Genomic DNA, 12965 nt, shown 5'->3' with positions numbered 1-12965 from the left:
ATTGACCAATCGTACGATTGTGCACGCTCAGTCATGTTTCTGCCATGGCGCTATGTGCCCGACTCGGAAATCCGCGCGACCAACGACGCGGACATGATGAAACCGCTGGAGGAAAAGCCCGTCTGACGCCGCGCACTGCGCGGCCGGGCCATATTCTTTCCTCCCGCGCATCCTCCGGGCCCCGGGCCGGCGCCTCCTGCTCCGCGTGAGCGGGACTGGCGATTGATCTGGGAGGAGAAATCCATGGCTGTAACGACCGCACCGGCCGCTGCACACGCGCCAATGACGAAGGAGGAACGAAAGGTCATCGTCGCCTCCTCCGCCGGCACCGTGTTCGAGTGGTACGACTTCTATCTGGCAGGCTCGCTGGCCGCGAACATCGCCGCCACCTTCGTGCCGGGCACCAACGACACCGCGAAGTTCATCTTCGTGCTGTTCGGCTTCGCCGCCGGCTTCGCTGTACGGCCCTTCGGCGCCATCTTCTTCGGGCGCCTCGGCGACCTCATCGGCCGCAAATACACCTTCCTCATCACCATGGTGATCATGGGCATCGCCACCTTCGTGGTCGGCCTGCTGCCCGGCTTCGACACCATCGGCTATCTCGCGCCCGTGGCCTTCATCATCTGCCGCCTGCTCCAGGGCCTCGCGCTCGGCGGCGAATATGGCGGCGCGGCGACCTACGTGGCCGAGCACGCCCCCCAGGGCCGGCGCGGCTTCTATACGTCGTGGATCCAGACCACCGCGACGGTGGGCCTGTTCCTCTCGCTGCTCGTCATCCTGACGCTGCGCCTGTCCATGTCGCCGGAAGCCTTCGCGGCCTGGGGCTGGCGCATTCCGTTCCTGCTCTCCATCATCCTGCTCGGCTTCTCCATCTGGATCCGCCTGCAGCTGCAGGAATCCCCGGCGTTCCAGCGGATGAAGGCGGAAGGCACGCGCTCCAAGGCGCCGCTCAAGGAGGCCTTCGGCCGCTGGAGCAACGCCAAGATCGCGCTCATCGCCCTGCTCGGCGGCACCGCCGGCCAGGCGGTGGTCTGGTATTGCGGACAGTTCTACGCGCTGTTCTTCCTGACCCAGACCCTGAAGGTGGACGGCACGACGGCGAACCTCGTCATCGCCTTCTCGCTGCTCATCGGCACGCCGTTCTTCATCCTCTTCGGCTGGCTGTCGGACAAGGTCGGCCGCAAGCCGATCCTCCTGTTCGGCTGCTTCATCGCGGCGGTGACCTACTTCCCGCTGTTCCACATGATCGCCCAGACGGCGAACCCGAAGCTGATGGCGGCCACCGAGAATGTGAAGATCGTGCTCACCGCCGATCCGGCCCAGTGCGGCACCTTGTTCGACCCGGTGGGCGTGCGCGTCTTCACCCGGCCGTGCGATGTGGTGCGCCGGACGCTGGCCACCAACTCCATGCACTATGACTTGGTGAACGGCCCCGCGGGCTCGCCGCTCGCCGCCACCATCAACGGCACCGCCGTGGCGATCCCCGACACCGACAAGACCGGCGCGGCCCTGGTCGCGGCGGCCCAGACGGCGGGCTATCCCAAGGCGGGCGACGCCTCCATCCTGAAGCAGCCGTCGGTCGGCGGGGTGCTGACGGACGGGCGCTCGCTCTACCTGATCGGCCTCCTCTTCGTCCTCGTCCTCTACGTGACGATGGTGTACGGGCCCATCGCGGCCATGCTGGTGGAATTGTTCCCCACCCGCATCCGCTACACGGGCATGTCGCTGCCCTACCACATCGGCAACGGCTGGTTCGGCGGCTTCCTGCCCCCCACCGCCTTCGCCATCGTGGCGGCATCCGGCAACATCTTCGCCGGCCTCTGGTATCCCATCGTCATCGCGGTGATGACCTTGATCATCGGCTTCTTCTTCCTGCCGGAGACCAAGGACCGGAACCTCGAAGACTGGCACTAAACGCCGGCCGGGCGGGCCTCGGCCCGCCCTCTTCCCGAGACAAGACGGCCCCGCCCCCCAAGGCGGGGCCGTTTTCTTTTCCGGGCTACCATCAGGGCGCGGCGAGCCCGGCGGAGAGGCGCCCTACATCCTTCGTCCTAAGCATCTGGAATGATCTACTATTTTGCCTCTTCCTCTTTCCCGTACGGGAGAGGAAAAAACGAGGAGGCATGCGCGGTCCCTTTTGGGGGCCGCCGCGCTGGCAGAGGCAAACGCCAGCCCGGAAGGCTTTGAGAGATGGGATGGGTCGTCAGAACCTATAAATGCGCCGCCGGCGAAGACGAATGGATCGCGCGCGGACAGGTGGTGCCCTATATCGACGAAGCCGATGCCCGGAAGGCTGCGGAAGCGAAGATCCTGCCCCACCTCAGGCATTATGATCCGGAAACGGATATCTTCTACTGGTATCAGGAAGACGGTCTCTCCCGCACCGGCTATCGCGCGGAGGCCTCTCCCGTGCCGCCCGACACCACAGCCTTTCTCGATATCGTGGCGCGCTCCCTCCTCATCTGAACCGCCACGGAGCGCGGGCGATCTTTGCGTTCCCGAAAAGCGAAGCGCCCGCCCCCTCCCACCGGGCCGGCATCTCCCACGCCGCATGTCGGCCGGCTCGGCCTCAGAGGCCTGTTCGGCCGCGCTTTCAACACAGCGACATTGGACAATTGATGCAGTCGCAGTGATCGGCGCTGTAACCGGGAGAGTGACACCCACCAAAGAGAGGCGATCGCAAAGTCCCTGTTCGGCGCATTCCACGACTGGACGCACGGTAACGAGGGAGATTGAACATGCCACTCTACATGTATCAGGCTGCCTATACTGCAGAATCGATCGCCGCCCAGCTCAAGAATCCGCAGAACCGGGTCGAAACCGTCGGCCGCGCGGTGTGCGAAGCCGTTGGAGGGAAATTCGTCGGAGGCTGGTATTGCTTCGGCGACTACGATTTAACGCTCATTGCCGACGTGCCTGACAATGAGAGCATGGTTGCCATCGCGCTTGGCATTGCCGCAGGCGGGGCCCTCAAGTCATCAAGGACCACCGTATTGCTGACCGGGGCCGAAGCCGTGGCCGGCATGAAGAAGGCCGACGCGGTCGCTAAAGTCTATAAGCCCGCCCGATAAGCCCGTATTTTCGCAAGACCCGGCGTCGCCGTGCGGCAGAAATAGCCAAGCGCGGCGGCGGGGAGAAGCTTGACGCGCGGGAGCGGTCGGGAGAATAGAGCGCGCTGCGCGCCGAAAGGTGATGGCACGTTCTGCGGCACAGGGCGATCGGTTTTGCTGTGCCTGATCGACCTTAAGTGTGTGACGTATAAGTGGATTTAAGTGAGTCGCCGGTTTAGCTCAGCGGTAGAGCAGCGGTTTTGTAAACCAGCTAGCATTCCGCATTCCGGCGCCTCTCCACACGGAGAAACCCAGCAAAATCAACGGCTCTCGCCATGCGCAAGGTGCGTTTATCCCGCATCTTGCGCATGGAACATCGGTTCGCGACGGCACGGCACACGGCACAGTGAGTTTTAGGTCTGTTCCGCACCCGTTCCCATGCAGTGAGAGAATGGAGGGGTTGATGGGCTGGGTCGCTCTCGATAAGCGAATGTGCTTAGAGCACGCATGATCTGTATTCGCGTTGGCGTCGCCTCCCTCCTCCTCCTCGCCACCCCCGCCCTTGCCGAGCACATCGTCGGCCGCGCCAGCGTGATCGACGGCGACACCATCGAGATCCACGGGCAGAGGATTCGGCTGGAAGGAATTGACGCACCCGAGAGCCGGCAGACCTGCACCGACAAGAAGACGGGGGCCGCGGTTCGGTGTGGACAGCGGGCCGCCTTCTTCCTGGCCGACATGATCGAGGCGCGCGTCGTGAGCTGCGAGCCGAAGGGCCGCGACCGCTACAAGCGGGTGCTGGCGCAGTGCAAGGCCGCCGGCAGGGACATCGCAGCGGCCATGGTCGATGCCGGATGGGCGCTCGCTTATGTGGCCTATAGCCGGGAGTACGAGCTGTGCGAGGCCGCGGCGCGGAAGGCCCGCGCCGGCATGTGGGCCTATGAGTTCATACCGCCTTGGGACTGGCGCCGTAGGACCTGACCGAGCCGAGCCGATCAGTGTTCCAGGGAAACTTCGTCGTCGTCGTCGGGGTCCGGCTCCGGCCAATCGGAACTCCGCAGTTCATCTGCGGCGAGCCCCAGCAGATAAGCGACCGTCGGCAGTTTCGCGCTTTTGGCGATCTGGCATAGCTCCGGGACAATGGATTTCAGATATTCGACGGCGTCATCGTCTCGCATGATGGCCCCCTCTTAACTGGGGCGATCATATACAGGATTCGCAACTTCCGATTGACGAAGGTTGCGATCACGTTTCGCTTTGACGAACAGCCGCTCCGGCACATTCAGCGGCGCGCCTTCCGGAAGCGGCTCCGAGTGCAGGTCCAGATAATAGACCCCGCAGAAGGATTGGACCTTTCTGACCTTTGCCGGCCGGCCGCGGCCGCATTCCAGCAAGTCGATGAGCACCTGAAGTTCTATGTCCGGCCCGGCGCGCGCGGCCAGACGCGCCAGTTTGTACCCCTTGATGCGATGAGGGCAGAAACGGCATGCCACGCGCACCACCGCGAACGGATAGTCCACGAGCTTGCGCACCTCGCGCCCCATGGATCAGCCTTGAACGTCAGACAGCTTCGCCAGGGGAAGACGCCGGCTGAAGCCGGCCGACGCCAGCTTCGAAAGCTGATGCTCCAGGAAGGCGTGCTCCACCAGCAAGGCCCGGATCGTCGCCCGAGCGTCGCCATCGCAGACGGCTAGTGCTGCATCGACTTCGTCCTCGCTCACGTCAAAAGGGATCGGTTCCGCGCGCAGGGGCTCGCTCGGCATGGCACTCTCCATCGGCTTGTCTGCCATATGGATTCCATGAGAACGAATAGAGAACAAGCCGCTAGATGTGGTAGGGTGAATGGGCAGGCAGCGGAGGCAGGCCCTGATGTGCAATCTCTATGACGCCACCACCACCCGGGAGGCCATGCGGGCCCTCACCGGGTTTCTCTGGGACATCACCAACGGCGCGCCGTGGAAGCCGCAGCTATATCCCGACTATGCAGGCCCAATCGTTCGCAACAACGCGGCGGGCGAGCGGGAGCTTGCGCTGGCTCGGTGGGGCATGCCCTCCTCCAAGAAGGCCCAGATGGACGCCGCGACGAAGCGCGCGAACGCTCTCAGGGCTAAGGGCAAGGAGGTGGATTTCACCGAGCTGCTGAAGATGGAGCCCGACGGCGGCACCACGAACATCCGCAACACCAGCAGCTCACATTGGAAACCCTGGCTCGGCCCGGCCAATCGCTGCCTCGTCCCCTTGACCGCCTTCGCCGAACCCAGCCGGAATGCCGAGGGCAAGAACGAGAACGTGTGGTTCGCCCTCGATGAGAGCCGCCCCCTTGCCTTCTTCGCTGGCTGCTGGACAGCCTGGGAGGGCGTGAGGAAGATCAAGGAGGGATGGGTCGCAACCGACCTCTATGCCTTCCTGACCACGGACCCCAATGCCGAGGTGGGGGCGGTCCATCAGAAGGCCATGCCCGCGATCCTCACCACGGAAGAAGAGCGGGACATATGGATGCGAGCGCCCTGGGAGGAGGCGAAGCACCTCCAGCGGCCTTTGCCGGACGGATCACTTCAGATCGTGGCGCGCGGCGCGCTGAACCCGGCGGAGGAGCCGCAAGGGGCCCTACTATGACCGACCGCCGGCACGACGCCCTCAATATGGCAGGCCGCGTTGTCGCCGGCTGGCATCTGGATCTTATGGTTTCGTCCAGCATCCGGCTCGATCGTCCGGACCTCACGATCATCTTGGACCCGACCTTCAACAGCGAGGAAGCTGAAGAGCAGAATGCAGAGTATGTCGCCGCGGAGTATTACATGAACGCCGGGTCGATCGCTGAGATGGCGGGGGAAGAAGCGGAGGCCGTCCTTGCAGGCACCATCGGGGCAGACGTGGAAACGCATTACGCTGCCGTCGCCCGAACCCTTTCGGATGGGGATGAGGAGGTGGCCCACGATCTGATGGGCACCCAACGCACGACAGCGCGCGCGCTCGTCCAGCTGCACAGCGTCACGATCAATCGGCTTGCTGCCATCCTGATGGAGCGCGGGGAGATCGGTGCCGACGAGTTGGAGGAGCTCTTGAACAGCTCCCCGAGGCCGATGTGAAGGATGATCTGCGCCTGCCACCTCTTGAAGACCCTCGGCCGTTGGGGCCTAACCCAGAACGTCAGCGGCTCCGGGAACTCAACGGCTGGTGGCTTGGCATCAGGTGCGCGTGCGGAAACATAGTCAACTACCCGCTCCGGCTCATGGCGGCAGAGCGACCCAGCAACCCGACGCTGGAGGAGGTGACGGCCCGCCTGACGTGCTCAAGGTGCGGCGGACGGCCGGACAAGCTCAACCTCGTGGACCGGCCCGACCACATGGGGACGAACACGGCGTCGTCGCGTGCGCGTGTGCACGAACTGCCGGCGCCGGGCGCAGAAACGAAAAGCCCCGCGCGGCGGTGACCGGCGGGGCTGAAGGGGGCGGTGCTGTATCGAGAGGAAATCGGTCGAAAACCGTTGGAGCATAAGGCCGGAGGGGTGGCGCCCTCTGCCGGAGGAAATCAGTTGCGAGCGTTTGGCTGCGCAATCCCTGGCGGCATGATCTCGAATTGAACCTCCCGCGGCTCTGCCGTGATCGGGCTGAGCCGATGCAGGGGGTTGCAGCGATAGGTGGCGCTGGAGCGATAGCGCGCCGGGCCGGGCGCAGCGTCCAGCGGCACGGGGATTAGGTTGGTGTAGCGCTCCTCACCTCGAGCCCCGCCGGCGGATCGAAGCTCCAAGGGCTCAAGGATGTGGCGGCCGCCCTGGGAATCGAAGATGAAGCGGTCGATGGACGTTTCGCACCGGCGTGTGCGGAAGATCTCCACCTCCACCTTGAGGGTTCCGCCCGGCTCCACCTGGGGCGTGATGAGGCGGGAATCGGTGACGATGACGGGCGGCTCGCGGTCGATCACGAGGGAGCAGAGATAGGCCCCGGTCGCGCCGGCCACCAGCCAAACGATGGTGCGTGGGATCATTTCGGCGCTCCCATGAAGAAGGCCTTGATCTTGTTCAGGTGCTCGCCGAACAGCGCGAAGGCCGCGGCCCCGGCGAACAGCGCGTAGGCCGCACCGCGCATCAGCGCCCCGGCCGTCGACACCATCCGCGTGGCGGCAATGCCGCGCTTCGCCAGGGCCCATTCCTCGTCGCTCAGCCCAACGACGTCCTTGAGGCGCTCCCACTCGCGCTCGCCCATGCGTGACAGCCTGAGGAGCTTTTCAACATCATCCGTGCCCATCTGCATGAAGCGCTCGAAAACCTCGTCACGCGAAGGCGTACGCTCTGTTCGTTCTTGGTCAGGCATCTCGCCCCCGCCGGCCATGAGGGAAAGGGGCGCCGGCCCGCGGCGCCCGGACGTGTCACGCGACCTTGCGGCGCTCCCACCAGGTGGTGCCGATGCGCCAGATCGGCGGGGCGATGGCAATCACGCCGCCGGCTACGGCCTGCCACGTGGCCTCGTCTCCGACGCCATGGGCGGCGAGTGCGGTGCCGAGCATCGTGATCCCGTAGCGGACGAGCTGCGGCCACAGCGATTCCAGCGCGGCGGGCGCGGGCATTTCCTGCGCCATGGCACTTGCCACCTTCGTGGCATCGGCAACGTCCAGGGAATTGTCGGAGCGGCGCGCCACAGCGATCGCCGCCCCCTTTAGGGCGTCGGTGAGAATATCTGACATGTGATCCTCGATGGGATGGAGATGGAGGTGCGCGGCAGACCCGGCCGGGCGCGGGATCAGGCGGCGCGGGCGGCCTTGAACGCGGCCAGGCGCTTTTCGAAATCGTTCAGGGCGGCGTCGGTCTTTGGGCCGAGCTTGCCGTCAGCGGTGAGGCCGTAGCCGAACACGTTGAGCGCGGCCTGAAGGTCGCGGATGCTCAGGCCCTTCCCTTCAGAGGGGGAGGAGGGCTTGCCAGCGAGAGCGAGCGCCGCCTTGCGCAGGTCCACCACCCGGCTCGTCCAACCCTTCCCATAGCGGCCCCAGGTGGGCAGGCCCTTCAGCATCGCAAGACGCTGATCACACATGCTGTTAATCAGGGCGACGGGCTCACAGGCGTTAAGCGCCTCGATGGTGGCCGGGCCGAGCTTGCCGTCCACTGTCAGAGCCTTGCCCTGGGCATTGGCGCCGCGCTGCGCCCACTTCGCTGACTGAGCCACCCCGGAGTTAACGCCGGCATCCCAGACCACGATATCAACGCCGGACTGGATCTGGTCGCAGTGCTGCTTGTCCCAATAGCCGGAGCGATAGATGCTCGCGATCTCATCCTCGGACGCGGTCCACACGTCCTTCTTCGGCTGGCCGATGGCGGCCCGGTAGCGGTCATATTCGCTCTGGATGATGCCGCGCGAGGTGCGCCCGCCGGGGTCGTGCGGGTCGTCGTCGTTCCCGCCTTCGTATTTGCGCACGAGCGCGTAGGCGCGCGAGTAGTTCGCGGCGACCATGAGTTCTCTCCTATTCTGGAAATGATGTGCTAAGTGAAGGGTGCGACTGTTGACGTGACCGATGGTCGTTCCTGATCTGAGCGGTCGGCATCCACCATCACGGCCGCTCAGATCGTCTTCCATGTGCTATATTCACACTCGGCAGCGCTTAGTCCTCTCAGCAACGGCCAAGCGCGACCCGGGCTGGGCTCTACCACCCAAAGTGCTCAGCCCGTACCGCTTTCGATTACACCCCACCGACATTGAACTATGGCATGGTCTGCGTCCCGCGGGGCTATCCGACATTCACCCGGTGGGTAGGGCTGGGCGGCAATTGCATGTCGCCCGGTCATCTACCTTTGCGTCACCCTTTGCCAAATACCGGCGTGATACTCTGGAGATGCTCGACGGTGTATCTCCGTCCTCACCCTCGGGCGGAGCTGGGCGGCGAAGGGGGGCCTTTGCCGCCCAGCTCTCCCGCAGGCGGCCGGCTCCCGCCACCCCAAATTGCATCCGGCGTGGTAGCGATCAGCAAATTCAATGTCTTGGCAGGGCGGACGCTGCTGGATAATTTGCCGGCTCCGCCTTCGGACAGGTCAGCCACCGGCCGAAGCGGAGGGGCTGGGCCGAGATCAGCAACCGGCCCAGCCTCCCCCTCCCGTTTTCTCGCCCATTTTTTTCGCGTGGTGAGGCTGTTCATCTCCCGTTGAATTTTAGTTTGTTATTTTTTCTTTCCCTACAGGTTCTTCCCCATGGGACCTCTCGGGCTTCGATGAGCCGAGCCGGCCTCCCCCGCGTCGGCTCGGCTCATCACCTCCCAATATCCATGCCCCTTGCGATCGGCGTTCCCTCGCGGTGCGAGCTTGCGCACCACGTCGATCACACGGGCCCTCCTGTGCTGGACATGAAAAAGCCGCCTCGGAGGGGGGCGTGGATGGTCAGGTTTGCAGGTCTCAGCACGACGCGGGTTCGCCGCCGGTGCCTATTCCGGCTCGCTCCACACGATGGCGGCCAGCGCTTCCGGTGAGGCGGCCATCGCATCAGCATTGAGTGCCGCAAGGTGCTCCTGGCACGCTACAACGTGCGCTTTGCCATCCGCTCCGGCCTGCTGGATTTGTGCCGCCGTGTGCGGCCTGAAGCTCCACACCCCATCCTCGTCTGCGCACCAAAACGGCGTGCTCCAATCGAGTGGAAGCCCAGGCAGCAGCGAGGCGGTGACCGAGCCCATCATATTGAGCTGGTCTACCGGCTGCGCCGGATATTCATGGCTGGCGCCCAGGGCGGCGGATGAATAGCCCGCCACGATGCTCGCCGCGCAGGCTCCCGTGAGTTCCGCCACCTTGGCCAGGGCCGGAGACGGCGGGTAAAGCGACAGGCCATGTTGCGCCAACACCTCCTCCAGCGCGGCGTCACTCTGCTCTCCCGTCTCATCACGCGGCCAAGGGCAAGGCCCACCGAACGCTTCCACAAAGGAGAGATAGCCCGCGTCCGCGTCGGAGACGATAACCCCGGCCGCAGAGGAGAAAATGCGCCCGTCGTCGGCACGCCAATAGTAGTTCCGGATGTCGGGGGTCATTGATATTGGCCTCCAGTCGCAGTAGTTCCGGCCGAATTGCCAGGAATAAAACTCGCCCCGCCGAAAAGCATATCGATGATGCCATTCATTTGAGCGTTGTATCGAAGCCCAAGTGCTCCGGTGCCAGTGAATGCGGTGGCGGGAGAGCCACGCAATATCTTGCCGCCGTCCAACGCTTGGGCAGTGGCCGTAGTGTAGTTTGGGGTAGACTGCAGGGCGAGATTTGCGCCCATGACGATTGTCCCACCGCCAGCCAGCCACAAATACCCGGCGCTCGCATTCACAATGCATCCAGCTCCCATCCGGATGACACCGCTTCCTGTCGCTGCCATAAGAGCAAAGGTTGTGGTTACAGACGTAAGGAACGTCACATTAGTTAGAAGGACGTACCCGCTATTATCAGCGTTTACACTATGGCTGATAGTTCCAGTATTGGTGATGGTCAGCCCGGTTAATGACAATTGCCCCACACCAACGGCGATTACTCCTGAGCCTGCTCCAGCCCCAGACAATACATAGCTCGCCTGAGCAGCGGCATCGCCTCGGATTTCAAGAGGCGCTCCAACATACGGCAGGGAGCCCGGCGCCGCATAAGTCCCAGGAATGCCGAGCCGGATAAGCGCCGTCTGGCCCGGAGGGAGTGAATAGCGGGCGAGTCCTTTTGTGATCGCTCCCATGACGGTTGCGAAGGCACCCGACGCACTATTGGTCAGTCCATCGTTGTTGTCGCTCCCGTCCGTGCGAACCCAAAGCACGACTCCGCTTGGTGCGATGCGGGGAACTTCGCTATAGGCGATCCCAGTGAAAATCCAGGCAGTACCCGTGCAAATCAAGGTGGTGATTGAATCGACAACGAGGTCTCCAAGTTCAACGTCAGCACCGCGCAGTGTTTTGATAGGCAGCGCTCCAGCACCGACGTTGAGTGTTGCGGCACTTGTATTGGACGCGGTGATTTTTAACCGGATCGGCATGCCTTCCAATACGGCGTTGGAGGCCGGGGCCGGATCGAGAGTGACCGAGAGCGCATTGGCGGTGCCGCTTGCAACCCTGTAGTTCAGCGACTGAAGGCGCGCATAGCTTGAGACCTGATCCAGGTCAGCATCATCTGGCGTGCCGCCCGAATTTGAGATGAAGCTGCCGAGCTGGCCGGTTGCGTACCAGAACAACCAATTGAACATCTTCTCGTCGAGCGGCCCGCAAGGGATGCCCTGGGCAAGCTCGCCTGCGTCAGGGACACGACGGCGCGCGACATCGCTCGCGAAGGGCAGCGAGATAGCGGTCATGATATTTCCTTTAGATCAGGGGCAGTCGTAGGGATGAGGATCGATCGGGCAGAGGATTTCGGAGCCGTCACAGGCCCCTCCCCAGCCGTCGCCGAATCCCACGATCGGGCCGGCCGCGTCACTGGTCATGGCCTTGATCCCCGGCGCGATCGGTAGCGCTCGGAAGGCGATTGGCCGAAGCATGAATTCATCGTCGGTCAGCTCGCGGCCAGGCGCCACGGCCACCACTCCACCACCAAGAGTGTGAGCGGAGGCGGTCGGCCCCCAGATCAGTTCCGCCGCAGCGTTTAAGGAATCGATGTCATACAGCCCGAGCATCTGGTAGCGCCGAGCCTTGAGGATCGGCCGATACAGGTCATCATCGTCGATGCAGATGGTCGAGGAGCCCGTCTCGCGGCAGGAAAGCAGCGAGCCGCCCTCGCACGCTCCGACGATCGTGTACGGGCCCTGATAGGCCCCATCACAGTCGAAACCGATCACAGGCGGCATCACGCATCCACAATGGCATCGCGGAAAGCCGAGGCGTTTTCCCAGCAGCGTGAGTTGATCGCCAACTGCGGTGTCGAGATCAAAGAAGCTCGGGACAGAGCATGCGACCTGAATGGCCTCTTCCACCTGCCCAAGATAGGCACGGATGAGCCCCAGGAGCTTCGGACTCTCGCGATACTGCGTCGCGACGCGGTCGATCTCTTCCTCGACCAGCACGCCGGTCACTGGGCAGGTCGTCATGGCGCGTTCGTCACCGTGATATCGACAAGGGCGAAGGTGGCGATCTCGTCGAAGGCGATGGGAATTGGGAGATCGTCAGGCGCACCGCTGTCCCGCGCGCCTTGGACATCGACCACCTCGACATTGGGATATCGCGCCTCGATTGCGGCCCGGATCGTGTGCAGCGTCACATCCTCGCCGTTGATGAGCTGCCGGTCGCCAGAAAGGTCAGCCACCAGCCCCTCCGCGATGGCGGTGAGCGCCGCCGGCGGGCACCCCAGCCGATCCGAGCGGCGGATGACCTCCACCTCCAGCGTAATCGGAACGGCCGTCGGCCGCACGAGCCAGATGGACCGGCACACCCCGTCAATGTTCACGTCAATCCGGACATTGCCGCTCGTGCCGATGCCGGGCACCACATAGGCTCGGACCGCGGCCGCCACCTCCGCATCATCACCTCCGATGACGGCGACGCCGACAGAATGAGCGGAGAGGCCGTTGGCATCGGTGCTGTCCGTGTCGTTCACAAAAACCTGAGCGTAGGTCACGCCGTCGATGCCGCGCACCGCCCGGAGTAGGTCTTGCAGGTCAATGCGCGCACGGCCGGCGTTCGTGATGGCCTGGCGCAGCTCGTCGTCCGGCTCATCGGTGGCCCGCGCCAGAAGGCGCAGTTTGGCAAGCATATCGAGACGAACGCCCTCGGCTTGGTCCGGGTCATACGACTGGTAGGTGTCTTCACTCACCTCCCATAGTTGCGCGATGAGATCGGTCATGAGGCCGTTGACTTGCCCCAAGGGAGACTGTGGCGCCTGAATAACGCCAACCCCGAACGTGCCTCGGTTTGCCTCCTCGATCTCAGCGAGGATCGTTGCCAGGGGCTTGCGGGCGAAGCCAACTGGCAGAACACCGTAGTCCGCCATGATCA

Annotated in this window: 17 protein-coding genes; 6 read left to right on the top strand and 11 right to left on the bottom strand. The window is 63.8% G+C overall.

Translation table 11 applies throughout. The features are described from left to right. The first annotated feature begins 243 nt into the window (after positions 1–243). From ABLE91_RS05950 to ABLE91_RS05935, 4 genes are all read left to right on the top strand, one after another. Positions 244–1914: an MFS transporter gene (locus ABLE91_RS05950; protein WP_348929327.1), complete on the top strand. Its 1671-nt coding sequence runs from the start codon at positions 244–246 to the stop codon at positions 1912–1914. A 276-nt stretch (positions 1915–2190) separates the two neighbouring features. Beyond that, positions 2191–2466 (top strand): hypothetical protein, encoded by a 276-nt coding sequence (locus ABLE91_RS05945; RefSeq protein WP_348929325.1) that lies wholly within the window; start codon positions 2191–2193, stop codon positions 2464–2466. A 272-nt stretch (positions 2467–2738) separates the two neighbouring features. Next, a complete protein-coding gene (locus ABLE91_RS05940; RefSeq protein ID WP_348929322.1) occupies positions 2739–3071 on the top strand; it encodes a GYD domain-containing protein in 333 nt (110 codons plus the stop codon). A gap of 486 nt (positions 3072–3557) precedes the next feature. Beyond that, positions 3558–4031, top strand: coding sequence for a thermonuclease family protein (locus ABLE91_RS05935; RefSeq protein ID WP_348929320.1), 474 nt, complete (start codon positions 3558–3560; stop codon positions 4029–4031). Between the two features lie 14 nt (positions 4032–4045). On the opposite strand, the gene ABLE91_RS05930 is transcribed toward ABLE91_RS05935, so the two are convergent. The 3 genes from ABLE91_RS05930 to ABLE91_RS05920 are packed head-to-tail and all read right to left on the bottom strand — an operon-like array spanning position 4046 to position 4813. Further along, positions 4046–4228, bottom strand: coding sequence for a hypothetical protein (locus ABLE91_RS05930; protein WP_348929317.1), 183 nt, complete (start codon positions 4226–4228; stop codon positions 4046–4048). A gap of 12 nt (positions 4229–4240) precedes the next feature. Then, on the bottom strand, positions 4241–4594 hold the full coding sequence (locus ABLE91_RS05925) for a hypothetical protein (RefSeq protein WP_348929316.1): 354 nt from the start codon (positions 4592–4594) through the stop codon (positions 4241–4243). Positions 4595–4597: 3 nt separating this feature from the next. Next, a complete protein-coding gene (locus tag ABLE91_RS05920) occupies positions 4598–4813 on the bottom strand; it encodes a hypothetical protein (RefSeq protein ID WP_348929313.1) in 216 nt (71 codons plus the stop codon). A gap of 106 nt (positions 4814–4919) precedes the next feature. Here ABLE91_RS05920 and ABLE91_RS05915 point away from each other — a divergent pair, with 106 nt between their 5' ends. Continuing rightward, positions 4920–5666, top strand: coding sequence for an SOS response-associated peptidase family protein (locus ABLE91_RS05915; RefSeq protein WP_348929311.1), 747 nt, complete (start codon positions 4920–4922; stop codon positions 5664–5666). Continuing rightward, positions 5663–6139: a hypothetical protein gene (locus tag ABLE91_RS05910; RefSeq protein ID WP_348929309.1), complete on the top strand. Its 477-nt coding sequence runs from the start codon at positions 5663–5665 to the stop codon at positions 6137–6139. The genes ABLE91_RS05915 and ABLE91_RS05910 overlap by 4 nt, the downstream gene beginning before the upstream one ends. Positions 6140–6581: 442 nt before the next feature. Here the strand turns inward: ABLE91_RS05910 and ABLE91_RS05905 are convergent, their stop codons facing one another. The 8 genes from ABLE91_RS05905 to ABLE91_RS05870 form a co-directional block, all read right to left on the bottom strand. Beyond that, a complete protein-coding gene (locus tag ABLE91_RS05905; protein WP_348929308.1) occupies positions 6582–7037 on the bottom strand; it encodes a hypothetical protein in 456 nt (151 codons plus the stop codon). Continuing rightward, positions 7034–7303, bottom strand: a complete 270-nt coding sequence (locus tag ABLE91_RS05900) for a hypothetical protein (protein WP_348929306.1) — start codon at positions 7301–7303, stop codon at positions 7034–7036. Before ABLE91_RS05900 ends, ABLE91_RS05905 begins: the two co-directional genes overlap by 4 nt. Before the next feature lie 115 nt (positions 7304–7418). Next, the gene (locus tag ABLE91_RS05895) at positions 7419–7733 is read right to left on the bottom strand and encodes a Pam3-gp28 family putative phage holin (RefSeq protein ID WP_348929304.1); all 315 of its coding nucleotides are present in this window, start codon (positions 7731–7733) and stop codon (positions 7419–7421) included. A gap of 56 nt (positions 7734–7789) precedes the next feature. Next, positions 7790–8494: a glycosyl hydrolase 108 family protein gene (locus ABLE91_RS05890; RefSeq protein ID WP_348929301.1), complete on the bottom strand. Its 705-nt coding sequence runs from the start codon at positions 8492–8494 to the stop codon at positions 7790–7792. 961 nt (positions 8495–9455) lie between these two features. Beyond that, positions 9456–10049: a DUF4376 domain-containing protein gene (locus tag ABLE91_RS05885; RefSeq protein ID WP_348929299.1), complete on the bottom strand. Its 594-nt coding sequence runs from the start codon at positions 10047–10049 to the stop codon at positions 9456–9458. Beyond that, complete coding sequence (locus ABLE91_RS05880; protein ID WP_348929296.1) at positions 10046–11332, bottom strand: hypothetical protein; 1287 nt, start codon at positions 11330–11332, stop codon at positions 10046–10048. Before ABLE91_RS05880 ends, ABLE91_RS05885 begins: the two co-directional genes overlap by 4 nt. Positions 11333–11347: 15 nt before the next feature. After that, positions 11348–12046: a baseplate wedge 1 family protein gene (locus ABLE91_RS05875; RefSeq protein WP_348929293.1), complete on the bottom strand. Its 699-nt coding sequence runs from the start codon at positions 12044–12046 to the stop codon at positions 11348–11350. 11 nt (positions 12047–12057) lie between these two features. After that, the gene (locus tag ABLE91_RS05870; RefSeq protein WP_348929291.1) at positions 12058–12960 is read right to left on the bottom strand and encodes a hypothetical protein; all 903 of its coding nucleotides are present in this window, start codon (positions 12958–12960) and stop codon (positions 12058–12060) included. Positions 12961–12965 lie beyond the last annotated feature (5 nt).

It is taken from the genome of Aquabacter albus (assembly GCF_040049275.1).
Lineage (GTDB): Bacteria > Pseudomonadota > Alphaproteobacteria > Rhizobiales > Xanthobacteraceae > Aquabacter.
The sequence above is the reverse complement of the archived record's forward strand: the minus strand, read 5'-3'. Positions and strand labels throughout refer to the sequence as shown.

Bases quoted from the DNA above. Each gene is read 5' to 3' on its own strand.
- ABLE91_RS05950 (WP_348929327.1), top strand. From the start codon at position 244: ATGGCTGTAACGACCGCACCGGCCGCTGCACACGCGCCAATGACGAAG.
- ABLE91_RS05945 (WP_348929325.1), top strand. From the start codon at position 2,191: ATGGGATGGGTCGTCAGAACCTATAAATGCGCCGCCGGCGAAGACGAA.
- ABLE91_RS05940 (WP_348929322.1), top strand. From the start codon at position 2,739: ATGCCACTCTACATGTATCAGGCTGCCTATACTGCAGAATCGATCGCC.
- ABLE91_RS05935 (WP_348929320.1), top strand. From the start codon at position 3,558: ATGATCTGTATTCGCGTTGGCGTCGCCTCCCTCCTCCTCCTCGCCACC.
- ABLE91_RS05930 (WP_348929317.1), bottom strand. From the start codon at position 4,228: ATGCGAGACGATGACGCCGTCGAATATCTGAAATCCATTGTCCCGGAG.
- ABLE91_RS05925 (WP_348929316.1), bottom strand. From the start codon at position 4,594: ATGGGGCGCGAGGTGCGCAAGCTCGTGGACTATCCGTTCGCGGTGGTG.
- ABLE91_RS05920 (WP_348929313.1), bottom strand. From the start codon at position 4,813: ATGCCGAGCGAGCCCCTGCGCGCGGAACCGATCCCTTTTGACGTGAGC.
- ABLE91_RS05915 (WP_348929311.1), top strand. From the start codon at position 4,920: ATGTGCAATCTCTATGACGCCACCACCACCCGGGAGGCCATGCGGGCC.
- ABLE91_RS05910 (WP_348929309.1), top strand. From the start codon at position 5,663: ATGACCGACCGCCGGCACGACGCCCTCAATATGGCAGGCCGCGTTGTC.
- ABLE91_RS05905 (WP_348929308.1), bottom strand. From the start codon at position 7,037: ATGATCCCACGCACCATCGTTTGGCTGGTGGCCGGCGCGACCGGGGCC.
- ABLE91_RS05900 (WP_348929306.1), bottom strand. From the start codon at position 7,303: ATGCAGATGGGCACGGATGATGTTGAAAAGCTCCTCAGGCTGTCACGC.
- ABLE91_RS05895 (WP_348929304.1), bottom strand. From the start codon at position 7,733: ATGTCAGATATTCTCACCGACGCCCTAAAGGGGGCGGCGATCGCTGTG.
- ABLE91_RS05890 (WP_348929301.1), bottom strand. From the start codon at position 8,494: ATGGTCGCCGCGAACTACTCGCGCGCCTACGCGCTCGTGCGCAAATAC.
- ABLE91_RS05885 (WP_348929299.1), bottom strand. From the start codon at position 10,049: ATGACCCCCGACATCCGGAACTACTATTGGCGTGCCGACGACGGGCGC.
- ABLE91_RS05880 (WP_348929296.1), bottom strand. From the start codon at position 11,332: ATGACCGCTATCTCGCTGCCCTTCGCGAGCGATGTCGCGCGCCGTCGT.
- ABLE91_RS05870 (WP_348929291.1), bottom strand. From the start codon at position 12,960: ATGGCGGACTACGGTGTTCTGCCAGTTGGCTTCGCCCGCAAGCCCCTG.